Here is a 22027-nt window from a genome sequence, read left to right on the forward strand (position 1 = left end):
TCCACTCCTTTCACCTAGCCCTGGACGACTGCACTTACCTGGATTGTCGCAACGAAGCCGCTAACGCATGAACCGACTTGCGTCGATTGGGACGGTACGTCCCGCCTTGGCCTGTCGGTAACCCACGAGCCCGCCCAGAGCGGTGAGGGCCATCATGCCGGTGACCCCGGGCAGCGCCATCGCCGCGATCTGCTTCGTGCTGGCGGTACGCAGGTAATCCGTATAGCCCAACCGGAACGAGACCGGCGGAGCCGCCAGGTCGAGCCCCGTGGCCATCGGGGGGCCGAACTGCACCTGCGATTTGGTGCTGGGCTGGACCTCGGGGCCCAGTCGCGGACCGAAATTCGGTCCGTGGCCGTCGGGCGCCCCCAGCGGCGGCACGATGGGTACGGCCAGCGGCGTCGCTGCCGACGCACCGATAGGCGCCGCCCCGAGTGCGTCCGCCAGATCTGCCGGTGGTGTCGCCGCTGCCTCCGGTGACTGCCCCTGCGCCGCCAACCGCATGTCCGGCACTCGCGGCGCGTTCAGCATCGCCGGGATACCGCCACCGCCGCCTCCCCCGCCCGCGGCGCCCGGGCCCGCGGCGTCACCGAACAGCGGTGCCGCCGGTGGGGGCTCGGTCGTCGCCGGCGGCTCGGTGGTCTTGGTCGGCTCGGTGGTGTTGGTGGGCTCGGTGGTCTTGGTGGGCTCGGTGGTTTTGGTGGGCTCGGTGGTTTTGGTGGGCTCGGTGGTTTTGGTCGGCTCGGTGGTCCTGGTCGGCTCGGTGGTCCTGGTCGGCTCGACCGTGGCGGTCGCAGTCGCCGTACCGGAGGGCTGCGGAGTGCCCGTCGGGCTCTCCGGGACACGGGTCCTGGTCGGCCGACCGGTGGGCTTGGTGGGCTTGTCGGTGTGCCGGTGTGACCAGTGCGGGCCCGACGGGCCGTGATCGCCCCGGCCGGATCCGCCCTCGCCGGGGCGGTCACCAGTGGCGACCCGACCCTGATCGGGCTCGGCAAACGCCAACGCTCCGCCGGCACCGGCGATGATCAGGCCCGAGAGCACCACACCGGTTGAGGCGGCGACGCGCAACCGCGAACGCACGTTGTCACCATCCTTCCGCGCACCGCCCAATGGCTTCGTTGACGAATTCGATTCTTGCACAAACACTCAGTTGAAATTTGCTAGCCGAGATGATTGCCGGCACCGATCGCGGGGAGCCGCAGCGGAGCAAATCGAGCGGACGATACTGTGGGTCTGCAGCAGTTCTGCGGTGACCACGAACACACGACGAATTGACCGGGAGGCAACCGGAATGGGCCTGTTCACGCGACGAAAAAGCCGCGCAACCCGGCGCGCCGAAGCCCGCGCCATCAAGGCCAAGGCGAAGCTCGAAGCCAAGCTCACCGCAAAGAACGAGTCGCGGCGGATCAAGTCCGATCAAAAAGCCGCGCAGCGGGCCCTCAAAGCTCAGGTCAGGGCACAGCGAGACGCCGACCGTACGGCACTCAAGGTCGCCGAGACCGAGCTGAAGGCTGTCCGGGAGGGACGGCTGCTCTCCCCGGCCCGGATCCGTCGAGTACTGACCGTTACACGTTTGCTGGCGCCGGTCCTCGTGCCGTTGATCTACCGGGCCGCGACGGCCGCCCGCGGGGCGTTGGACGAACGTCGTGCCGATCGGCTCGGCGTGCCGCTGGCTCAGCTCGGTCAGTTCTCCGGCCACGGCGCCGAGCTGTCCGCACGGATTTCCGGGGCCGAGCAGACGCTGCGGCAGCTGGCCGACAAGAACTCCAAGGACGCCGAGACCAAGCAGTTCGTCGCCGCGATCGGCGATCGGTTGACCGATCTGGCGGCCGCGGTCACGGCCGCCGAAAACATGCCGACCGCCCGCCGGCGTGGCGCGCACGCGGCGATCGCCGCCCAGCTCGACGGCATCGACGCCGACCTGATGGCGCGGCTGGGGCTGGTCTGAGCGATGCGAGGCCGTGTCGTGCCGACCGCCGCCGCAATGGCGGTCACCGCGTTGTTCTGTGCCGCTCCGGCCGCCGCCCATGTCCATGTCGAAGCCGATAATCCGGCGCCGGGCACCACCTCGGTGCTGACCTTCCGGGTCCCCGGCGAATCCGACACCGGCGCGCTGACAACACAATTGACGGTCAACCTGCCCAACGTGGCTTCGGCCCGCACCGAGGTGATGCCGGGCTGGACCGCGAAGCTCGACCGCGACGTCGCGGCGGGCACCGTTCGCTCGGTGACATGGACAGCCTCACCCGGGGTCGGGATCTCGCCCGAACAGTTCGCACTGTTCCGGGTGTCGGTCAAGCTCCCGGACGCCGCGACGGTGCGCTTCCCGGCCATCCAGACCTATTCCGACGGCACTGTGGTCCGCTGGGATCAGCCCGCCGAACCCGATGGTTCTGAGCCCGAGCATCCCGCACCGGAACTGGCGCTGACCGGTACGGCGCCCGAACCCGGGCACACCGAGCACGGCACGGAAGTGCCCGCCGCGCCTGCCGTGGCTCCGTCGGCCGGCACCGTCGACAACTCGGCCAGGTGGCTCGCCGGTGGGGCGTTGATCGTCGCGGCCGCTGCGGTGGTGGCGGCGCTGGCCAACCGGCGCCGACCGTGACCCGGGCCGTGACCGTTGCCCTCACCGGGCTGCTTCTGGTGGCTTCGGCGTTGCTCGCGGCGCCTGCGGCCTCGGCGCACGCCGTGCGGATCGCGACCGATCCGGCCGAAAATTCGGCCCTGAGCACCGCCCCGCAGCGGGTGAGCGCCACCTTCAACGAGGCCCTACAGCCGGCGTTCGCCGCCATGACGGTCGTCGGGCCGGACAACAACCTGTGGTCCGAAGGTGATCCGCAGGTCTCCGGTGCGGTGCTCAGCGTGGCTGTCCGCCCGCTCGGGCCGGCCGGTACCTACACGGTGAACTACCGGGTGACCTCGGCCGACGGCCACGTGGTGTCCGGGTCGTGGTCGTTTGAGCTCACCATCGCCGGTACGGGCACCCCGGGCCCGGCCGCGTCGTCGCCCGCGCAACCCGACGACGGCGTCGCGGTGTGGCCGTTCGTGCTGGTCGCTGCCCTGCTCCTGGGCGGGGGATCGTGGTGGGCGATCCGGCGCCGGCACTGAGGGCTGGCATGATGGGTTTACTGCCGGCCCCCACCGACCGCGCTGACGCGGAACACCGCACTGCAAAGGAGCAGCCTGATGGCAGAGCAGCAGGATCAACCCGCCGAGAAGCCTGAGCCCGCAGCCGAGTCGGCCAAGCCCGAGGCGTCAGCGGCCGGTGCGGATCCCGCTCCGCCTGCTGCCCCGGCCCCCAAGCCCGGTCCTCCGCCGGCCAAGAAGGCAGCGGCCAAGAAGGCCCCCGCGAAAAAGGCAGCGGCGAAGAAGGCACCGGCCAAGGCCGCCAAGAAGGCCCCGGCGAAAAAGGCTCCAGCGAAAAAGGCCCAGCCTGCCCCGCCGGTCGCCCAGCCTCCGGCCGAGCCGGCCCCGGCTCCTATCACCCCGGTGCCCGATGTCGCGACGGCGGCCAAGGAGGCTGCGGCTCAGGCCAAGTCGACGGTGACCTCGGCCACCAACCCGGTGGCCGGTCCGGCGCCGACGCCGCTGGACGACAGTGGGTCCCGGGTGCCCTTCGTGGCTGCGGCCGCGGTCGGTGTCCTCGCCCTGCTTCTGGTGTTGCTGAGCCGGCGGCGGTCCTCGGAGGACTGATCCCGGCCTTGACCCTGACGCGACGTCAGGGTCAATGATGGCCTCATGCACGCGAATTCCCCGGCGAGATCCGTCGGTGCGGTCGCCGCACTGACAGGTGTCTCGGTGCGAACCCTGCACCATTACGACCACATCGGTCTGGTGATGCCCAGCGTGCGTACAGCGGCAGGCTACCGCGGCTACAACGACGTCGACATCGAGCGGCTGCACCTGGTGCTGGTGTACCGGTCAGTGGGGCTGCGCCTCGGCGAAATCCGCGCTCTCCTCGATGACGCCGATGCCGATGTGCTTGCCCACCTGAGACGCCAACACAACCTGCTGTGCGAGCAGGCACAGCAGCTACAGCAGACCATCAAGGCAGTGGAGGAATTGATGAGCGCCCACAACAGCGGAGTTCAGTTGTCCGCCGAGGAGCAGGTGGAGATCTTCGGCAGCGCAGTTTTCGATGAGCATGCCGAGGAGGTCGAGTCCCGCTGGGCCGGCACCGAGGAGTGGAAGCAGTCGCAGCAGCGCACCGCGCAGATGACCAAACAGGACTGGATCGAGTTCAAAGCCGAGAACGACGCGCTGCTCGATGCCCTGGCCGAAGGCAAGCGGGCTGGGGTTCGGCCAGGGTCAGCGCAGGCCAATGCGCTGGCCGCCCGGCATCGGGCCAACATTTCCCGGTTCTACGACTGCAGTGACGACATGCACGTCAGCTTGGCCAACATCTACGTGGAGGACGAGCGGTTCGCCCTGTACTACGACGATGCCGAGCCAGGGCTGGCGCAGTTCGTGCACGACATCATCGTGACCAGCGCCGCCGGGTGACGGCTGCGATAATCGCTGGATGAGTATCGAACCGCGCGCCACTGCTGATCTGGTCGACGAGATCTATCCCGACGTCCGTAGCTGCGATCTGCAGCTACAGAACTACGGCGGCAAGGCCATGTTCGCCGGGCCGATCACCACGGTCCGCTGCTTCCAGGACAATGCGCTGCTCAAGTCGATCCTGTCCACGCCGGGTAATGGCGGGGTGCTGGTGGTCGACGGCGACGGGTCGCTGCACACGGCGCTGGTGGGCGACATCATCGCCGGGCTGGCTGCCGACAACGGTTGGTCCGGGGTGATCGTGCACGGCGCGGTGCGGGACGCGGCCGCGCTGCGCACCATCGACGTCGGAATCAAGGCCCTGGGTACCAACCCGCGCAAGGGCACCAAGACCGGCGAGGGCGAGCGGGATGTGGAGGTCAGCTTCGGTGGGGTGACGTTCATCCCGGGTGAGATCGCCTACGCCGACGAGGACGGCATCGTGGTGGTCACCCCATAGCGCGAGCAGACATGGAACTGCCCCTTTTCGCGGGAAAAGGGGCAGTTCTGCGTCTGTTGGGCGGGGAAACTACACCGTCACAGCGGCGCGGTGTTTGGTGAACATCAGGGACTCTTCGTCGACCTTGCCGTAGCGGATGGTGCGCATGTCGAAGAAGTAGTTTTGCTTGAGCTTCCACGGTGCTTCCGAACCCGACTTGGGCAGGCTGTCCATGGCGCGGCGGAAGTAGCCGGGGGTGAAGTCCATGAACGGCAGCTCGTCGACAGCATCGCCGGGGTGCTGCGCCTCGACGCGGTCGAAGCCGTTGGCGTCCATGAAATTCAGTAGGCGGCAGATGAACTCGGAGACCAGATCGGCCTTGAGCGTCCACGACGCGTTGGTGTAGCCGAAGGTGATCGCCATGTTCGGCACGCCCGAGAGCATCAGGCCCTTGTAGGTCATGCACTTGGTCAGGTCGATCGGCTCGCCGTTGCGGTTGGCGGTGGCACCGCCGAACAGCTGCATGTTCAGACCCGTTGCGGTGACGATGATGTCGGCCTGCAACTCCTCACCCGAGGTCAGCTTGATGCCGGTTTCGGTGAAGGTCTCGATGGTGTCGGTGACGACGTCGGCCTTGCCCGAACGGATGGCCTTGAACAGATCACCGTTGGGCGCCAGGCAGACTCGCTCGTCCCACGGGTTGTAACGCGGGCTGAAGTGCTTGTCGTAGTCGAAGCCTTCGGGCAGCCGGCGGGTGGCCATCTGCCGCAGCGCCTTCTTGAACACCGCCGGGAACTTCCGTGCGACCTGGTATTGCCCGGTGCTGTAGCCGATCTGCTTCCACCGGTTGACGAAGTGTGCCAGGTGCTTCGGCAGGTACTTGTTGGTCCGCAGCGCCACCGGATCCTCCAGGGGCAGCGCCCCGATGTAGGTGGGTGAGCGCTGCAGCATGGTCACGTGGCCGGCGCCTTCGTTCACCAGCGACGGGATCAGCGTCACCGCGGTGGCGCCCGACCCGATGACGACGATCTTCTTGCCGGCGTAGTCCAGGTCCTCGGGCCAGTGCTGCGGGTGGATGATCTGCCCCTTGAAGTCTGCCGCGCCCGGGAATTCCGGCGAGTAGCCCTCGTCGTAGTTGTAGTAGCCGCTGCACACCGACAGGAACGACGCGGTGAACTGCTTGGTTTCGCCGTCGTGTTCGACGTTGACGGTCCAGCGGTTGTCGGCGTCGGACCAGTCCACCGACAGCACGCGGTGGCCGGTACGGATGTGATTGGTGATGCCGTTCTCGTCAGCGGCCTCGTTGATGTAGTTCCAGATCGACTGTCCGTCGGCGATGGACTTGGCGGACTCCCACGGCTTGAACCGGAAGCCGAGGGTGAACATGTCGGAGTCCGAGCGGATGCCGGGGTACTTGAACAGGTCCCAGGTACCGCCGATGTTCTCCCGGCGCTCCAGGATCACGTAACTCTTCGTCGGGCAGCGGTCCTGCAGATGCCAGGCCGTGCTGATGCCGGAGATGCCGGCGCCGACGATCACCACATCGAAATGTTCGGTCATGGGACCGACGGTATCAACACAGTGTTGAGTCGGTCAACGGTGTGTTGAGAAACTCGACACGGTGTTAGGGTTGAGGTCGTGACCACCTCCAGCACGGCCCGCGCCCCGCGCGGTCGCCGCGCCGCCCGCCCCTCGGGCGACGATCGTGAGGCCGCCATCCTCGCTACCGCCAGGCAGCTGCTGGAGACCAAGAAGTTCGCCGATATTTCGGTCGATGACCTGGCCAAAGGCGCCGGAATCTCGCGGCCGACCTTCTACTTCTACTTCCCATCCAAGGAAGCGGTGCTGCTCTCGCTCATCGATCCACTGATCAAGCGGGCCGACACCGGTTTCGACCGGGCGATGGACAGCATGCCCACCGATCCGCGACGCGCGATCCGCCGTGGCATCGAGATCTTTTTCAGTTCGTTCGGCGAGCATCCGGCGACTGCGCGCGCGGGCACCGAGGCGCTGAACAGCAGTCCGGAGTTCCGCGCCTTCTGGTCGGGGTTGATGCAGAAATGGATCGCCCTGACCGCCGCGTTGATCACCGCCGAGCGTCAGCGCGGCGCCGCCCCGGACACCATCCCCGCCATGGATCTGGCGACCTCGCTCAACCTGATGAACGAGCGGACGATGATGGCCGCCCTCGCCGCCGAACCGCCGGCGGTCGAGTCCGGCAAGGTGGTCGACACCCTCACCCACATCTGGCTGACCAGCATCTACGGCGACTCCCGATAACTCGTCCGTCGCCTATGCGAACATATGTTCGTGTCCCACGCACACGCGGCGATCCTGCACGCTGATCTCGACTCGTTCTACGCCTCAGTCGAGCAGCGTGACGATCCGGCGCTGCGCGGGCGTCCGGTGATCGTCGGCGGTGGCGTGGTGCTGGCGGCCAGTTACGAGGCCAAGGCGTTCGGGGTACGTACCGCGATGAGCGGGGGCCAGGCCCGCGTGCTGTGCCCGCAGGCGTTGGTGGTGCCGCCGCGGATGGCGGCCTATTCAGAAGCCAGCCACCACGTGTTCGAGGTTTTTCACGACACCACGCCGGTGGTGGAACCGTTGTCGGTGGACGAGGCGTTTCTCGACGTGTCCGGGTTGGGCCGGGTGTCGGGCACCCCGGTGGAGATTGCCCGGCGGCTGCGCGAGCAGGTCAGCGAGCAGGTGGGGCTGCCCATCACCGTGGGCATCGCGCGGACGAAGTTCCTGGCCAAGGTGGCCAGTCAGGTGGCCAAACCGGACGGTCTGCTGCTGGTACCGCCCGATCGCGAGCTGGCGTTTCTGCATCCGCTGCCGGTGCGCAGGTTGTGGGGTGTGGGCGCCAAGACGGCTGAGAAGCTGCACGCGCACGGTGTGGAGACCGTGGCCGATGTGGCCGAGTTGTCCGAGTCGGCGCTGGGCACGATGGTCGGTGGCGCGATGGCGCGGCAGCTGTATGCGTTGTCGCGCAACATCGATCGTCGCCGGGTGACGACGGGGGTGCGGCGCAGTTCGGTCGGCGCTCAACGCGCCCTGGGACGGCGCGGCACCACCATGTCGGCCGCGGAGGTGGATGCTGTGGTGGTCAATCTCGTCGACCGCATCACCCGCCGCATGCGGGCCGCCGGACGCACCGGGCGCACCGTCGTATTGCGGTTGCGTTTCCACGATTTCGGCCGGGCGACGCGCTCTCACACGCTGCCCCGGGCCACCGCGTCGACGGACGCGATCCTGGCCGCGGCCCGCGCCCTGGTGACCACGGCGGCCCCGTTGATCGCCGAGCGGGGGCTGACGCTGATCGGGTTCGCGGTGTCGAACATCGACCACCAGGGCAGTCAGCAGTTGGAGTTGCCGTTCGAGACCCAGCCTGATCCGGTGGCGATCGATGGTGCGATCGACGAGGTGCGGCAGCGGTTCGGCAATGCGATGTTGACCCGGGGCGTGCTCGTCGGCCGCGATCCCGGACTGGAAGTGCCGATGCTTCCGTATTGACGACGCCTGTCAAAGGAATTGTGCGGCAACGAATCCAGCCAGCAGTACGACGAATCCGCCGATCTCGCCGACGATCAACGCGACCATCCCGGCATGCAGGGCGCCGGTCGGATGCTCGAACTGGTTGGTGGTGTCCCGTTTGGCCCCGTGCTCGATGTAGGCCGCGATGGCGATGACGAAGAAGAACACCAGCACCATCGCCGCCGTGAGGTTCACCCACGTGGGCCAGGCGCTGAGTTCGACGAACACCGCGACCAGCAGTGTGGCGAAGGAGTAGAGCAACGCCGCCCGGTGGGCGATATCGACGTAGGGATGGGCCAGGTGGTTCTCGCTGACCGCCATCTGCCGGTACTTCCACACCCCGAGCACCAGCGCCAACAGGAAGATCAGGCCGGCGGCCAGCAGGGTGATGACGGTGTCGATGCCGAGCTCCACGTGCATCGGGCGAGTCTAATCTGAGTAGTCTCACGCATCCGCCGGATCGTGAACTGGGACAGGCTTTCGGTCATGAGCGCATTCAACGACACGTCCAAAGTCACTGCCGCCTTCTTCCTGCAGGCCGGGATCGCCTTCGGGGTGAGCTTTCTGGGTCTGCTCGGCGGGGTCTTGTTCCTGCCTCTCGACATGTGGCAGCGGCTCTTTCTGGCGATGACCGTGCTGTTCCTGGTCACCAGCTCGTTCACCCTGGCCAAAGTGATCCGTGACCAGCAGGAGGCCACCACGGTGCGGGTTCGGCTCGACGAGGCGCGGATGGAAAAGCTGATCGCCGAACACAATCCGTTCAACTCAGCCGCGTGAGGTCCACTCCAGCAGTTGTTCGGCCGTCCAGGTGTTGACGATTCGATCAATCGGCAGATCGGCGTCCAGCGCCCGCTGGGCGCCGTAGCCGAGGAAATCCAGTTGGCCGGGCGCGTGCGCGTCGGTGTCGATGCTGAACAGGCAGCCGATCTCCATCGCCAGGTGCAGCAGCCGGGTCGGTGGGTCCCGTCGCTCGGGCCGGGAGTTGATCTCGACGGCGGTGCCGTGGTCCCGGCAGGCGGTGAAGACCTTCTCGGCGTCGAATGTGGACTCGGCTCGCCGGCCACGGCCACCGGTGACCAGGCGTCCCGTGCAGTGCCCGAGCACGTCGGTGTGCGGGTTCTCGACGGCCTTGACCATGCGTCGGGTCATGGCCGGGGCGTCCATGGCGAGCTTGGAGTGCACGCTGGCCACCACGACGTCGAGCCGTTCCAGCAGTTCGGGTTCCTGATCCAGGGAGCCGTCTTCGAGGATGTCGACCTCGATGCCGGTGAGGATCCGCAGTGGGGCCACGGTCTCGCGGATCGCTTCGATGACGTCGAGCTGCTCGTGCAGCCGCTCGGGCGACAGTCCGTTGGCGATCTTGAGCCGGGGTGAATGGTCGGTCAGGGCGCAGTACTCGTGTCCCAGATCCCTGGCTGCGCGCATCATCTCCTCGATCGGGGCCGAGCCGTCCGACCAGTTGGAGTGCACATGGAGGTCACCGCGCAGCGCGGTACGAATCTCTCCGCCACCGAGATCGGTTGCCGTTTGCCGCAATTCGACGAGCGAATCGGGCTCCCGACCGGCCCAGGCCTGCGCGATCACCTTGGCGGTCTTCGGTCCGATACCCGGCAACGACTGCCAGCTGTCGGTCGCACCAAGACGCTCCCGCTGCTGCTCGCTGAGCCCTTCGACGATGTCGGCGGCATGACGGTAGGCCATCACCCGGCGCGGGTCTTCTCGTGCGCGGTCCTTGTAGTAGGCGATCTGGCGCAGGGCGGTCACCGGATCCATGGCACGGCTCAGCAGTCTGCGGGCCGCACCGCGCAGTGCGGTGTGGTTCCCGGAAATCGGTACCGATGGCCGGCGACCCAGCGGTAGGTCGCATCCTGCAACTGACGGATACCGGGAATTCGGTACACCGCCAAGGGAATCCGGCTACCCATCCCAGCGGCCAGCGCGGCGTTGATCGCTTCGGCACCGCGGTACACCTCTCCCGAGGAGTCTGCCCACCAGGCCGCTTCGGCGAGTTGTTCAGCAGTCACGCCGAGTCGCTCGGCCGTGCCGGGCCGTTGAAACGGGGCGATCTGCAGCTCGCCGGTCCGCTGCCGGCGCACCAGCGCGTCGACACTGCGGGTGCACATGCCGCAGTTGCCATCGAAGTACAGGACGCCGCTCATCTCTCCAGTGTGCACGGATCACCCGCCGATGCGGATGAGCTTCTTGTTCACGAACTCCTCGATGCCGTACCGGCCGAGTTCGCGGCCGAACCCGGACCGTTTCACCCCGCCGAACGGCAGTTCCGCACCGTCGGCGCCGACGACGTTGACGAAAACCATTCCGGCATCGATCTTGTCGGCCACCCGCTTGGCCTGTTCGGCGTCGGTGGTGAACACGAACGAGCCCAGACCGAACGGGGTGTCGTTGGCGATGGCGACGGCCTCGTCTTCGGAGCCGGCCTTGTAGACGATAGCCACCGGGCCGAACAATTCCTGGCGGTAGACGTCGTTGTCCTCGGTCACCCCGGTGAGCACCCCCGGCGGGAAATAGGCACCGCGGCGCTCACCCGCCGAGGTCAGCGTCGCCCCCTGCTCAACGGCGGTGGCGACTTGCCGCTCGAGCCGGTCGGCGGCCAATGCCGAGGACAACGGCGAGATGCCGTCGCCCGCGGCGAGCAGTTTCTCGGTGAATTTGGTCAAAAAATCGTCGTAGATGTTCTCGGTGACGATGAAGCGCTTGGCGGCGTTACAGGCCTGACCGGTGTTCTCCATCCGGGCATCGACGGCTGCCTGGACGGTCTGATCGAGATCGTCACTGGAGAGCACGATGAACGGATCGGAGCCGCCGAGTTCGAGGACGCATTTCTTGAGGTTGCGCCCGGCGATCTCGGCCACTGCCGCGCCGGCCCGTTCGGAGCCGGTCAGCGAGACCGCCGCGAGTCGCGGGTCGGCGATGATGTCGGCAACTTGGTCGTTGGTGGCGCGGATGTCGATATAGGCGCCCTGCGGGAATCCGGCCTCCAGGAACATCAGCTGCAGCAGCTCGGCGGACTCGGGGCACTGCGGTGCGTGTTTGAGCAGAATTGTGTTGCCCACGACCAGGTTTGGGCCGGCGAACCGGGCCACCTGGTAGTACGGATAGTTCCAGGGCATGATGCCCAGGAGGACGCCGATGGGCCCGCGCCTGATCACTGCGCTGCCCTCGCCTTCGAGCAGCGTGATCGGTTCGTCGGCGAGGAACCTCTCGGCGTTGTCGGCGTAGTACTGGTAGATGGCGGCGCTGAAGTCGACCTCGCCGAGCGCCTCTTCGCGCGGCTTGCCCATCTCCCGGACGATGACGTCGGCCAGTTGTTCACGGCGTTGCTCGTGCTGGGCGGCAACATTGCCGATCAGGGCTGCCCGCTCGGCCACGGTGGAGGTGCGCGACCAGGTGCGGCCGGTTTTGGCGGCGGCCTCGATCGCCGCCTGGATCTCGGCGTCGGTGGACGTCGGATATGTGGCGACCACGTCGCCGGTCGCCGGATCGGTGACTGCGTACTCGCTCATGTGCCCGACACTACCGATCACGACGTCCGAATTTGCCGGGAATGAATCCGGCGCGGCGACTAGTTTGTGATGGCGTGCGCTTCGCCTTCAAAACATCACCGCAGAACACGACTTGGGCCGACATGCTTGCCATTTGGAAAGCGGCCGACCAGATCGACACCTTCGAATCCGGCTGGACGTTCGATCACTTCTATCCGATCTTCTCCGATCCGACCGGCCCGTGTCTGGAGGGCTGGACGACGCTGACCGCCCTGGCCCAGGCCACCGAGCGGCTACGGGTCGGCGTGCTCGTCACCGGTATCCACTACCGGCACCCCGCGGTGCTGGCGAACATGGCCTCGGCGCTGGACATCATTTCCAACGGCCGCCTGGAATTGGGTATCGGCGCCGGCTGGAACGAAGAGGAATCGGGCGCGTATGGCATCGAACTCGGCTCGGTCAAGGAGCGCTTCGACCGGTTCGAGGAGGCCTGCGAGATTCTCAAGGGCCTGCTGAGTCAGGAGTCGACGACGTTCGACGGCAAGTTCTACCAACTCAAGGATGCCCGCAACGAACCGAAGGGGCCGCAGCAGCCGCATCCCCCGTTCTGTATCGGCGGCAGCGGCGAGAAGCGCACCTTGCGGATCACCGCGAAGTACGCCGATCACTGGAATTTCGTCGGCGGTCCGCCCGAGGAGTTCGCCCGCAAGCGTGACGTGCTGGCCGCGCATTGCGCCGATATCGGCCGGGATCCCAAGGAGATCACGCTGTCGGCGCACGTCCGGCTCGGCGCGGAATACAGCTACGCCCTCGGATCGGCGCCAGGGCGCTGGTTCGAGGGCGTTGTGTGCCGAGAGAGCTACCTGTCAGACGCCGAAACGGAGTAACTCGTCTGCTGTGACCAGGCGTTCGTGCTTTGCCGGGAACTCTCGGCTCTTCATGGGATGACGGAACAAAGACCAGGCAATTCGACCCATCCGCGACCGACTGATCGGATTGATGTACACGGTGATCACTCCTGCGACGTCCTGGTAGCTGTATCCGTAGCTCTACGTTACCGCAGCCCTCTCACCACGTCATTAGATACCCAACTTCCGGCAAACTACACCCCGCCACGCCGATCAAAGATCGGATGTTTCTTGTGTGACAAGAGTTGCTTATGTGGCGACTTTGTCGCGCTATTCGAGATACAGATCACTTTTTTGCGTCAACCAGCGGGTTTACTGCCTGTGATGCAAGACACAAAAGCTAATTAAGAAGTTTTCTCAAAGTTTCGCCTCGTTGGGAGTGCACCGGCTCGCTAGGCGCGGGCCAACTCCTCGTCGAGAAACTCCGGCGGATAGTCCTCGATGTCGTCGGTCGACATCGAGATATCGTCTGTCCGGCCGCGCCCGGGCATCGTGCTCAGCCGCAACCAGCCCGCCGCGCCGATCGCGAAACACAGGAACACCAGCGGATACCAGCCGCTCGCGAATTGTCCGAGCCAGGACCGCCGCAGATCCAGGAAGTTCCAGTACATCCCGGTGAAGTACATCGTGGTGTGTTCACGGCCGGGCCGGTGGAGCGTCCATATGAAGGTCAACGCGAGCAGGCCGGCGGCCCGATAAGCCCAGCCTCGGGCCCATCCATCTGGTGTCGTCACCGCTTTCGCGACGAGCCAGAAGATCGCCGGCGCGAACCAGACCCAGTGCGCCGCCCAACTGAACGGCGATGCCGCGCAACCCGTCAGGCCCACCAGCACCACGGCCAGCGCGCGTTCCCCGCGTCGATGCGCCCACGTGGCAAGGGCAAGACCGGCGGCGACGGCCAGCAGGCTCAACACAATCCACAGCCACTCCGGCCGCGGGTCCGGCGCGAAGTACCGGGCCAGAAACCCGTTGATCGACTGGTTCGCCAGATGATCGAGGCGGCTGATGTGGGTGGTGTCGCCGAGGTGGCTCCAGAACCAGGCGCTGTCTCGCGGCAGCAACGGCCAGGTGCACGCGACAGTGACGACGAAAGTGATTGCGGCAGTGGCCGAGGCCCGCCACTGCCGGGTCACCAGCAGGTAGGGCAGGAACACCAGCGGGGTGAGCTTGATGCCGGCGGCCAGGCCCAGCGCGATTCCCCGACCGCGGGCCGGGGTGGGTCGCAACAGGTCGAGCATCACCATTGCCATGAGCAGGACATTGATCTGGCCCCACCACAACGTGGCCTGCACCGGTTCGACGTCGACGACGATCACCGCGAGCGCAGCGCTCATCACGCCGAGACGTAGGTCCGCACGGACACCGGCCAACCGCAGGATGCGCCAGGCGATGCATGCCAGAAGACAGATCGACAGGGCCAGCAGCGCAAACTTCGCGACGTCGAATCCGAGCCAGGCGAACGGCGCGAGGATGAGGGTCGCGAACGGCGGATAGACGAACCAGGCCCCGCGCAGCGCCGGTTCCTGGTACAGGCTCCTGCCGTCCCAGGAACCGTGCACGGCGGCGCGATACGTGTCCAAGTCAAAATTGTTGCCGGTCAGCCCATAGAACTCAGTCTGGAACGGCACCAGGTGGTTGTGGACGAGCACCGCCAGGACAGCGATCAACACTGTCCCCGAGACGACGCGTCGTCGCAGCCTCATTGACCCACCAGAGTTGTGCCGGATAACCAAGCGCGCGACGGATCGCCAACGCCTGATCGAGGGACGGCTCTTCCGGCGTCCCCGACAGCGTCAGGTACCGACCACCGTCAGCCACCTCAATGTGCACGTCCTCCGGCACGGCGGACATATCCAACGGGACGTCGTCACGGATGTACGTCATCCAACCGACTCGTACCTGCGGAGTCTTGTGCTTTTGTGCTTTGAGAAATCCGAGTGCGGAGACCGAGATGTGGTCCGGCTCCCACGCTCGCACCAGTGCAGTGAGATAGCCGCGCAGCACCGGGTACTCGTCGGAGGGACTCTTTACAGCCGAGTCGAGCTGAAAGAGCAAATGGTTGCGGGGCGCACGCGGGCCCTCGAATCCGCATCGCACGTTGTACGAGAAGAGCCGGCCCCCTGCCTCAACGACGGGCGAATCCAGCCGCTCCCGCGCGAACTCCAGGTACTGCCCGGGCGCAGTCCGAGGACCCTCGTTGATCCGTTCGGTTACCAGCCTGACCGCATCGACGATCGCACCGAGGTCATTGGCGGGCACTGGGTGCAGCTGCAGCACCCCTGCGGGGTACAGCTGCAACGACCACGGCGTGTATACGCCCGGCTCCTGAGGAAACATCTGCCACGAGCGCTGCATGCGTTCGGCCGACTCCTGCAGAGACTCCAGGCGGTCTCCCCACGAACCGATGAGATCCAACCTCATTTCACGTCGCCAGCGGTCCCCACCGTCTGATCAGCGCTGCGGCGCGGCGGTCGGCTTGATCACCGCCGGCAGTGCGGTCTTGCCCATTAGGTAGCGGTCCACACCGGCGGCGGCGGCCCGGCCTTCGGAGATGGCCCAGACGATCAGCGACTGGCCTCGGCCCATGTCGCCGGCCACGAACACGCCGGGCACCGAAGTCTGGAAGTTGTCGTCGCGCGCGACGTTCCCACGATCGGTCAGCTCCACACCGAGATTGCTCAGCAGACCTTCCTTCTCGGGACCGACAAAGCCCATCGCCAGCAGCACCAGGTCGGCCTTGAGTTCGAAGTCGGTGCCTTCCACCTTCTCGAACTTGCCGGCGTTCATCTTCACCTCGTGCGCCCGCAGGGCGGTGACATGACCGTTCTCGCCGGTGAATTCCTCGGTGTTGACCGAGAACACGCGCTCGCCGCCCTCTTCGTGGGCCGAGGACACCCGGAACATCAGGGGGTAGGTCGGCCACGGTGTCGAGTCTGCGCGGGTCTCAGGCGGACGCGGCATGATCTCGAACTGGTGGATGCTGGCCGCGCCCTGCCGGTGCGAGGTGCCCAGGCAGTCCGCGCCGGTGTCGCCGCCACCGATGATGATGACGTGCTTGCCCTTCGCGGTGATCGGCGGTTCGCCATCGGGGCCGAGGACATCGTCGCCGAGCTGAACCCGGTTGGCCCAGGGCAGGAATTCCATCGCCTGGTGGATGCCGTCGAGCTCGCGGCCCGGGATCGGCAGGTCACGCCAGGCGGTGGCACCGCCGGCCAGCACCACGGCGTCGTAGTTCAGCCGCAGCTGCGCGACGGTGATATCGACGCCGACGTTGACGCCGGGCCGGAACTGGGTGCCTTCGGCCGCCATCTGTTCCAGGCGCCGGTCGATGTGGCGCTTCTCCATCTTGAACTCGGGGATGCCGTAGCGCAGCAGTCCACCGATGCGATCGGCCCGCTCGAACACCGTGACGGTGTGGCCGGCGCGGGTGAGCTGTTGGGCGGCAGCCAATCCGGCCGGCCCGGACCCGACGATGGCGACCTTCTTGCCGGTCTGCACATCGGGCATCTTCGGCACGACCCAGCCCTGGTCGAAGGCGTTGTCGATGAGCTCGACCTCGACCTGCTTGATGGTGACCGGATCCTGGTTGATGCCCAGGACGCAGGACGCCTCGCACGGCGCGGGGCACAGCCGCCCGGTGAATTCCGGGAAGTTGTTGGTGGCGTGCAGCCGCTCGATCCCGTCGCGCCACCGGTCCTTGTAGACCAGGTCGTTCCACTCCGGGATGAGATTGCCCAGCGGGCAACCGTTGTGGCAGAACGGGATACCGCAGTCCATGCAGCGTGAGGCCTGGTCCTGCAGGGTGCTGTGCGGGAAGTCTTCGTAGACCTCTTTCCAGTCCTTCAGGCGCAGTGGGACCGGCCGCCGGGACGGGAGCTCGCGGGACGTGTGCTTGAGGAAACCGCGTGGATCAGCCATTTGCCGCCGCCATGATCGCCTCGCCCACTGCCTTCTCGTCTGCGCCGGCTCGTTCCGCCTCGGCGATCGCGGCCAGCACGCGCTTGTAGTCGCGCGGCATGACCTTCACAAAGTGCTTCAACTCGCCATCCCAATCAGACAGGACCCGTTGTCCCACCGCCGAATCGGTCGCATCGACGTGCGCGGCGAGGATGCCGCGGAGCCATTCGGCATCGGATTCCTCCAGCGCTTCGAGTTCCACCATTTCGGTGTTGAGGTTCGTCGGGAGCACACCGGCGGGGTCGTAGACGTAGGCCATCCCACCGGACATGCCCGCCGCGAAGTTGCGGCCGGTCGGTCCGAGGATGACGACCTTGCCACCGGTCATGTACTCGCAGCCGTGGTCACCGACACCCTCGACCACCGCGTGGGCGCCGGAGTTACGGACTGCGAACCGCTCGCCGACCTGGCCGCGCAGGAACGCCTCACCACTGGTGGCGCCGAACAGCACCACGTTGCCCGCGATGATGTTGTCCTCGGCGACAAAGCCTTGCGGCGCCTCGTCGGCGGGCCGGACTACGATCCGACCGCCCGACAGACCCTTGCCGACATAGTCGTTGGCATCGCCGTAGACCCGCAGCGTGATGCCCTTGGGCACGAAGGCGCCGAAACTGTTGCCGGCCGAGCCGTCGAACGTGATATCGATCGTGCCGTCCGGAAGTCCTTGCCCGCCATAGACCTTGGTGACCTCGTGGCCGAGCATGGTGCCCACCGTGCGGTTGACGTTGGTGATCTTGGTTTTGAATCTGACCGGCGAAGCGTCGTCCAACGCCTCGCGGCTTTGCACGATCAGATGCTGATCCAGTGCCTTGTCCAGCCCGTGGTCCTGCCGCGAGCTGCAGTACAGATCCTGGTTCATGAACGCCGACTCGGGCTCGTAGAGCACCGGCGTGAGGTCCAGCTTGTGGGCCTTCCAGTGCTCGGCAGCCTGGGTGGTGTCCAGTGCGCCGACCTGACCGACCATCTCGTTGATCGTGCGGAAGCCCAACTGCGCCATGAGTTCCCGCACTTCTTCGGCGATGAACATGAAGAAGTTCTCGACGAACTCGGGCTTGCCGTTGAACCGCTCCCGCAGCACCGGGTTCTGGGTGGCCACACCCACCGGGCAGGTGTCGAGGTGGCAGACGCGCATCATGATGCAGCCCGAAACCACCAGCGGCGCAGTGGCGAAGCCGAATTCCTCGGCGCCCAACAGCGCGGCGACCACCACGTCGCGGCCGGTCTTGAGCTGGCCGTCGACCTGGACCACGATGCGGTCCCGCAGGCCGTTGAGCAGCAGGGTCTGCTGCGTCTCGGCCAGGCCCAGCTCCCACGGCGCACCGGCGTGCTTCATCGAGGTCAGCGGGGTGGCACCGGTACCGCCGTCGTGGCCTGAGATCAGCACCACATCGGCGTGCGCCTTCGACACCCCGGCGGCAACCGTTCCGACACCGTTCTCGGACACCAGCTTCACGTGCACGCGGGCGCCCGGGTTGGCGTTCTTCAGGTCGTGGATCAGCTGCGCCAGATCCTCGATCGAGTAGATGTCGTGGTGCGGCGGCGGCGAGATCAGGCCGACGCCCGGCGTCGAGTGCCGCACCTCGGCCACCCACGGGTACACCTTGTGCCCCGGAAGCTGGCCACCCTCACCGGGTTTCGCACCCTGGGCCATCTTGATCTGAATATCAGAGCAGTTGGTCAGGTAGTGGCTGGTAACCCCGAATCGGCCGGAGGCCACCTGCTTGATGGCGCTGCGGCGCCAGTCGCCGTTCTCTTCACGGTCGAACCGGTTGACGCTTTCGCCGCCTTCACCCGAGTTCGACCGGGCGCCGAGGCGGTTCATGGCGATGGCCAGGGTCTCGTGCGCCTCGGCCGAGATCGAGCCGTAGCTCATGGCACCGGTGGAGAAACGCTTGACAATCTCGGACGCGGGCTCCACCTCGTCCAGCGGCACCGGCTGGCGGATGCCGTCGCGGAACTTCAGCAGGCCGCGCAGGGAGGCCATCCGCTCGCTCTGGTCGTCGACCAGCGCGGTGTACTCCTTGAAGATCGAGTACTGCCCGGTGCGGGTCGAATGCTGGAGCTTGAACACCGTGTCCGGGTTGAACAGGTGGTACTCGCCCTCGCGGCGCCACTGGTATTCGCCGCCGACCTCGAGCTCGCGGTGGGCGCGCTCGTCGGGGCGGTCCAGGTAGGCCAGCGCGTGGCGGGCGGCGACGTCGGCGGCGATGTCGTCGAGGTCGATGCCGCCCACCGGGCAGCTCAGCCCGGTGAAGTACTGGTCGAGCACCTCCTGGGAGATGCCGATGGCCTGGAACAGCTGCGCACCGGTGTAGGAGGCCAAAGTCGAGATGCCCATCTTGGACATCACCTTCAGCACACCCTTGCCCGCGGCCTTGACGTAGTTGGCCTTGGCTTGATCACTGTTGATCCCGGAGATCACACCCCGGTCCACCATGTCCTCGATCGACTCGAAGGCCATGTACGGGTTGATCGCGGCGGCGCCGAAGCCGCACAGCATGGCCATGTGGTGCACCTCGCGGGCGTCACCGGCCTCGACCACCAGGCCGACCTTGGTGCGGGTGCGCTCGCGGACCAGGTGGTGGTGCACGGCCGCCACGGACAGCAGCGACGGGATCGGCGCCATGGTCTCGTTGGATTCGCGGTCGGACAGCACGATGATGCGGGCGCCCTCGCGGATCGCCTCCGAGACCTTGGCGCGCACGTTGTCCAGCGCCTCTTTGAGGCCTTGGCCGCCCCGGTTGACCGGATACAGGCAGCGGATCACCGCGGCGCGCATGCCGTGCTTGTGGCCGCGGACCTCGTGATCGGGGTCGACGCAGATCAGCTTGGACAGGTCGGCGTTGCGCAGGATGGGCTGCGGCAGCACGATCTGGCGGCAGGAGTCCGGCCCGGGGTTGAGCAGGTCGCCCTCGGGTCCGATGACGCCCTGCAGGCTGGTCACCACCTCTTCGCGGATGGCGTCCAGCGGCGGGTTGGTGACCTGGGCGAACAGCTGCTGGAAGTAGTCGAACAGCATGCGGGGCCGGGCCGACAGGACGGCGATGGGGGTATCGGTGCCCATCGATCCGAGGGCCTCGGCGCCGGTCCGCGCCATCGGTGCCACCAGCAGGCTGAGTTCCTCGTAGGTGTAGCCGAAGATCTGCTGGCGCAGCACCACGCGGTGGTGCGGCATCCGTACGTAGTCGCCCGGGGGCAGTTCGTCGAGCGGGAACAGGCCCTGCTCGATCCATTCCTGGTAGGGCTGCTCGCCGGCCAGTTGGGCCTTGATCTCCTCGTCGGAGACGATGCGGCCCTGCGCGGTGTCCACGAGGAACATCCGGCCGGGCTGCAGGCGCAGCTTCTGCACCACGGTGGACGGGTCGAGCGGCAGCACGCCGGCCTCCGAGGCCATGACCACCAGGCCGTCGTCGGTGACCCAGATGCGGGAGGGACGCAGGCCGTTGCGGTCCAGCACGGCGCCGATGACGGTGCCGTCGGTGAAGCACACCGAGGCGGGGCCGTCCCACGGCTCCATGAGCGAATCGTGGAACTCGTAAAACGCCCGGCGGGCCGGGTCCATGGACTCGTGCCGTTCCCAGGCTTCCGGGATCATCATCAGCACGGCGTGCGGCAGGCTGCGGCCGCCGAGGTGCAGCAGCTCGAGAACCTCGTCGAAGCGCGCGGTGTCCGACGCACCGGGGGTGCAGACCGGGACGATCTTGTCGATGCCGTCCGCACCGAACACGTCGGTGCGGATCAACGCCTCACGGGCGCGCATCCAGTTCTCATTACCGGTGACGGTATTGATCTCGCCGTTGTGGGCGATCCGCCGGAAGGGGTGCGCGAGCGGCCACGACGGGAATGTGTTGGTGGAGAACCGGGAGTGCACGATGCCCAGCGCACTTTCCATCCGGTCGTCCTGCAGGTCGAGGTAGAAGGCCTTGAGCTGCGGGGTGGTCAGCATGCCCTTGTAGACGAAGGTCTGACCGGAAAGGCTTGGGAAATACACCGTCTCGCGACCGGGGCCATCCTGGCCCGGGCCCTTGGTGCCCAGCTCGTGCTCGGCCCGTTTGCGCACCACGAACGCCTTGCGTTCCAGGTCCATACCCGAGGCCCCGGCGATGAACAGCTGCCGGAACGTCGGCATGGCGTCGCGGGCCAGTGCACCGAGCGAGGAGTCGTCGGTCGGGACCTCACGCCAGCCGAGCACCTGCAGGCCCTCGGCCTCGACGATCTTCTCCACGGCTTCGGCGGCGACGGACGCGTCCCGCGAAGACTGCGGCAGGAAGGCGATGCCGGTGGCATAGCTGCCGGCCTCCGGGAGTTCGAAATCGACGACCGCACGCAGGAAGGAGTCCGGGACCTGCAGCAGAATGCCGGCACCGTCGCCGGTGTTCGGCTCGGCGCCCTGCGCACCGCGGTGCTCCAGGTTCACCAGGGCCGTGATGGCCTTGTCGACGATGTCTCGGCTGCGGCGACCATGAATGTCTGCCACCATTGCCACGCCACACGCATCATGCTCGTATGCGGGGTTGTACAGCCCGACCTTGCTGGGCGCCATTCCCACCTTGCCCTTCAACACGCTTCTACGAAGAAGCCGGCTCGGCGTGGGTGGCCTCCGTGCAGCACTGGACGACGGCTATGTCCCACACGCCATAAGTGGTGAAAACGATAAGACAAGAACCCTGGCAGATGCCAACTTAGCCAAGGCTAACTATATTAGCGCGGCGACTTCCGGGCCGTCCTCCTGGCGTCGCGCGCGCTCGCCGAATTCGGTTGCAAGCCTTATGGTTTCATCCATGCGAACCGGAAGGCCAGGCGAGCTCCACCCGGTCGCACTACCGCCCTACGTGGGCATAATGTTTGCTGAAATGTCCAATAACTGCTCGTTACAATGCTGTTATAGGGTTGATATAAATTTGCTGAAAGCCTAGTCAGATTCTTAGAATTGGGTAATCGACCTCCTCGGGGCCGACGTAAACGTCGCTGCTGACATCAATATCGCTCCGCGCAGCCGCCGCATTACACCCCACTCCAGGGCCCGGACCCGCACCGGCGATTGCGCTGGTTCCTGACGATAATCCACTGTCCACCAACGGTTCTCGAAGGAGGCGAACCAGCACCGGAGCCATCGTGGCCGCGCTTCGCCCGGGGGGGGTCGT

Annotated in this window: 20 protein-coding genes; 10 read left to right on the forward strand and 10 right to left on the reverse strand. The window is 66.5% G+C overall.

The window, feature by feature from the left end; all coding sequences use genetic code 11:
- Window positions 1–60 precede the first annotated feature (60 nt).
- The gene (locus FR943_RS26575) at window positions 61–1080 is read right to left on the reverse strand and encodes a hypothetical protein (protein WP_246585255.1); all 1020 of its coding nucleotides are present in this window, start codon (window positions 1078–1080) and stop codon (window positions 61–63) included.
- A 211-nt stretch (window positions 1081–1291) separates the two neighbouring features.
- On the opposite strand from FR943_RS26575, the gene FR943_RS25510 reads away from it, so the two are divergent.
- The 6 genes from FR943_RS25510 (at window position 1292) to rraA (ending at window position 5002) form a co-directional block, all read left to right on the forward strand.
- Window positions 1292–1948, forward strand: coding sequence for a DUF6474 family protein (locus FR943_RS25510; protein WP_217161106.1), 657 nt, complete (start codon window positions 1292–1294; stop codon window positions 1946–1948).
- Window positions 1949–1951: 3 nt separating this feature from the next.
- On the forward strand, window positions 1952–2605 hold the full coding sequence (locus tag FR943_RS25515) for a YcnI family protein (protein WP_217161107.1): 654 nt from the start codon (window positions 1952–1954) through the stop codon (window positions 2603–2605).
- Window positions 2606–2613: 8 nt separating this feature from the next.
- Window positions 2614–3108 (forward strand): copper resistance CopC family protein, encoded by a 495-nt coding sequence (locus tag FR943_RS25520; protein WP_308170653.1) that lies wholly within the window; start codon window positions 2614–2616, stop codon window positions 3106–3108.
- A 78-nt stretch (window positions 3109–3186) separates the two neighbouring features.
- On the forward strand, window positions 3187–3693 hold the full coding sequence (locus FR943_RS25525) for a hypothetical protein (RefSeq protein ID WP_217161109.1): 507 nt from the start codon (window positions 3187–3189) through the stop codon (window positions 3691–3693).
- Window positions 3694–3738: 45 nt separating this feature from the next.
- Window positions 3739–4503 (forward strand): MerR family transcriptional regulator, encoded by a 765-nt coding sequence (locus tag FR943_RS25530; RefSeq protein ID WP_217161110.1) that lies wholly within the window; start codon window positions 3739–3741, stop codon window positions 4501–4503.
- A gap of 19 nt (window positions 4504–4522) precedes the next feature.
- Entirely contained in the window at window positions 4523–5002 is a 480-nt protein-coding gene (gene rraA / locus FR943_RS25535; RefSeq protein WP_217161111.1) for a ribonuclease E activity regulator RraA, read from the forward strand.
- 69 nt (window positions 5003–5071) lie between these two features.
- Here the strand turns inward: rraA and FR943_RS25540 are convergent, their stop codons facing one another.
- Window positions 5072–6541 carry a flavin-containing monooxygenase gene (locus FR943_RS25540; RefSeq protein ID WP_217161112.1) on the reverse strand — a complete coding sequence of 490 codons (1470 nt, stop codon included), beginning with the start codon at window positions 6539–6541 and terminating at the stop codon, window positions 5072–5074.
- 78 nt (window positions 6542–6619) lie between these two features.
- On the opposite strand from FR943_RS25540, the gene FR943_RS25545 reads away from it, so the two are divergent.
- Together FR943_RS25545 and dinB are read left to right on the forward strand one after the other, a co-directional pair.
- Window positions 6620–7261, forward strand: a complete 642-nt coding sequence (locus FR943_RS25545; protein ID WP_217161113.1) for a TetR/AcrR family transcriptional regulator — start codon at window positions 6620–6622, stop codon at window positions 7259–7261.
- A 24-nt stretch (window positions 7262–7285) separates the two neighbouring features.
- Window positions 7286–8494 (forward strand): DNA polymerase IV, encoded by a 1209-nt coding sequence (gene dinB, locus FR943_RS25550; protein ID WP_217161114.1) that lies wholly within the window; start codon window positions 7286–7288, stop codon window positions 8492–8494.
- A 9-nt stretch (window positions 8495–8503) separates the two neighbouring features.
- Here the strand turns inward: dinB and FR943_RS25555 are convergent, their stop codons facing one another.
- The gene (locus FR943_RS25555) at window positions 8504–8935 is read right to left on the reverse strand and encodes a hypothetical protein (RefSeq protein ID WP_217161115.1); all 432 of its coding nucleotides are present in this window, start codon (window positions 8933–8935) and stop codon (window positions 8504–8506) included.
- A 66-nt stretch (window positions 8936–9001) separates the two neighbouring features.
- On the opposite strand from FR943_RS25555, the gene FR943_RS25560 reads away from it, so the two are divergent.
- Window positions 9002–9292, forward strand: a complete 291-nt coding sequence (locus FR943_RS25560) for a YiaA/YiaB family inner membrane protein (RefSeq protein WP_217161116.1) — start codon at window positions 9002–9004, stop codon at window positions 9290–9292.
- On the opposite strand, the gene FR943_RS25565 is transcribed toward FR943_RS25560, so the two are convergent.
- Genes FR943_RS25565 through FR943_RS25575 form a run of 3 tightly spaced genes read right to left on the reverse strand, consistent with a single transcriptional unit; the run spans window position 9281 to window position 12039 of the window.
- Window positions 9281–10288, reverse strand: coding sequence for a PHP domain-containing protein (locus tag FR943_RS25565; protein ID WP_217161117.1), 1008 nt, complete (start codon window positions 10286–10288; stop codon window positions 9281–9283). The genes FR943_RS25560 and FR943_RS25565 overlap by 12 nt on opposite strands.
- Before the next feature lie 8 nt (window positions 10289–10296).
- A complete protein-coding gene (locus FR943_RS25570; RefSeq protein ID WP_217161118.1) occupies window positions 10297–10674 on the reverse strand; it encodes a thiol-disulfide oxidoreductase DCC family protein in 378 nt (125 codons plus the stop codon).
- A gap of 18 nt (window positions 10675–10692) precedes the next feature.
- On the reverse strand, window positions 10693–12039 hold the full coding sequence (locus FR943_RS25575) for an NAD-dependent succinate-semialdehyde dehydrogenase (protein WP_217161119.1): 1347 nt from the start codon (window positions 12037–12039) through the stop codon (window positions 10693–10695).
- Between the two features lie 74 nt (window positions 12040–12113).
- Here FR943_RS25575 and FR943_RS25580 point away from each other — a divergent pair, with 74 nt between their 5' ends.
- Window positions 12114–12905, forward strand: coding sequence for an LLM class F420-dependent oxidoreductase (locus FR943_RS25580; protein WP_372448245.1), 792 nt, complete (start codon window positions 12114–12116; stop codon window positions 12903–12905).
- 413 nt (window positions 12906–13318) lie between these two features.
- On the opposite strand, the gene FR943_RS25585 is transcribed toward FR943_RS25580, so the two are convergent.
- Genes FR943_RS25585 through gltB form a run of 4 tightly spaced genes read right to left on the reverse strand, consistent with a single transcriptional unit; the run spans window position 13319 to window position 21426 of the window.
- Window positions 13319–14629, reverse strand: a complete 1311-nt coding sequence (locus FR943_RS25585) for a glycosyltransferase 87 family protein (RefSeq protein WP_217161120.1) — start codon at window positions 14627–14629, stop codon at window positions 13319–13321.
- Window positions 14538–15341 carry an immunity 52 family protein gene (locus FR943_RS25590; protein WP_217161121.1) on the reverse strand — a complete coding sequence of 268 codons (804 nt, stop codon included), beginning with the start codon at window positions 15339–15341 and terminating at the stop codon, window positions 14538–14540. Before FR943_RS25590 ends, FR943_RS25585 begins: the two co-directional genes overlap by 92 nt.
- Window positions 15342–15377: 36 nt before the next feature.
- Window positions 15378–16844 carry a glutamate synthase subunit beta gene (locus FR943_RS25595; RefSeq protein ID WP_217161122.1) on the reverse strand — a complete coding sequence of 489 codons (1467 nt, stop codon included), beginning with the start codon at window positions 16842–16844 and terminating at the stop codon, window positions 15378–15380.
- Entirely contained in the window at window positions 16837–21426 is a 4590-nt protein-coding gene (gene gltB / locus FR943_RS25600; RefSeq protein WP_217161123.1) for a glutamate synthase large subunit, read from the reverse strand. The genes FR943_RS25595 and gltB overlap by 8 nt, the downstream gene beginning before the upstream one ends.
- Window positions 21427–22027 lie beyond the last annotated feature (601 nt).

Source organism: [Mycobacterium] fortunisiensis, from assembly GCF_019050325.1.
Classification (GTDB): domain Bacteria; phylum Actinomycetota; class Actinomycetes; order Mycobacteriales; family Mycobacteriaceae; genus Mycobacterium; species Mycobacterium fortunisiensis.

Excerpts from the sequence above, each read along its gene's own strand:
- FR943_RS25510 (WP_217161106.1), top strand. The coding sequence starts at position 1,292 with ATGGGCCTGTTCACGCGACGAAAAAGCCGCGCAACCCGGCGCGCCGAA.
- FR943_RS25515 (WP_217161107.1), top strand. The coding sequence starts at position 1,952 with ATGCGAGGCCGTGTCGTGCCGACCGCCGCCGCAATGGCGGTCACCGCG.
- FR943_RS25525 (WP_217161109.1), top strand. The coding sequence starts at position 3,187 with ATGGCAGAGCAGCAGGATCAACCCGCCGAGAAGCCTGAGCCCGCAGCC.
- FR943_RS25530 (WP_217161110.1), top strand. The coding sequence starts at position 3,739 with ATGCACGCGAATTCCCCGGCGAGATCCGTCGGTGCGGTCGCCGCACTG.
- rraA (WP_217161111.1), top strand. The coding sequence starts at position 4,523 with ATGAGTATCGAACCGCGCGCCACTGCTGATCTGGTCGACGAGATCTAT.
- FR943_RS25540 (WP_217161112.1), bottom strand. The coding sequence starts at position 6,541 with ATGACCGAACATTTCGATGTGGTGATCGTCGGCGCCGGCATCTCCGGC.
- dinB (WP_217161114.1), top strand. The coding sequence starts at position 7,286 with ATGTTCGTGTCCCACGCACACGCGGCGATCCTGCACGCTGATCTCGAC.
- FR943_RS25555 (WP_217161115.1), bottom strand. The coding sequence starts at position 8,935 with ATGCACGTGGAGCTCGGCATCGACACCGTCATCACCCTGCTGGCCGCC.
- FR943_RS25560 (WP_217161116.1), top strand. The coding sequence starts at position 9,002 with ATGAGCGCATTCAACGACACGTCCAAAGTCACTGCCGCCTTCTTCCTG.
- FR943_RS25565 (WP_217161117.1), bottom strand. The coding sequence starts at position 10,288 with ATGGATCCGGTGACCGCCCTGCGCCAGATCGCCTACTACAAGGACCGC.
- FR943_RS25570 (WP_217161118.1), bottom strand. The coding sequence starts at position 10,674 with ATGAGCGGCGTCCTGTACTTCGATGGCAACTGCGGCATGTGCACCCGC.
- FR943_RS25575 (WP_217161119.1), bottom strand. The coding sequence starts at position 12,039 with ATGAGCGAGTACGCAGTCACCGATCCGGCGACCGGCGACGTGGTCGCC.
- FR943_RS25585 (WP_217161120.1), bottom strand. The coding sequence starts at position 14,629 with ATGAGGCTGCGACGACGCGTCGTCTCGGGGACAGTGTTGATCGCTGTC.
- FR943_RS25595 (WP_217161122.1), bottom strand. The coding sequence starts at position 16,844 with ATGGCTGATCCACGCGGTTTCCTCAAGCACACGTCCCGCGAGCTCCCG.
- gltB (WP_217161123.1), bottom strand. The coding sequence starts at position 21,426 with ATGGCGCCCAGCAAGGTCGGGCTGTACAACCCCGCATACGAGCATGAT.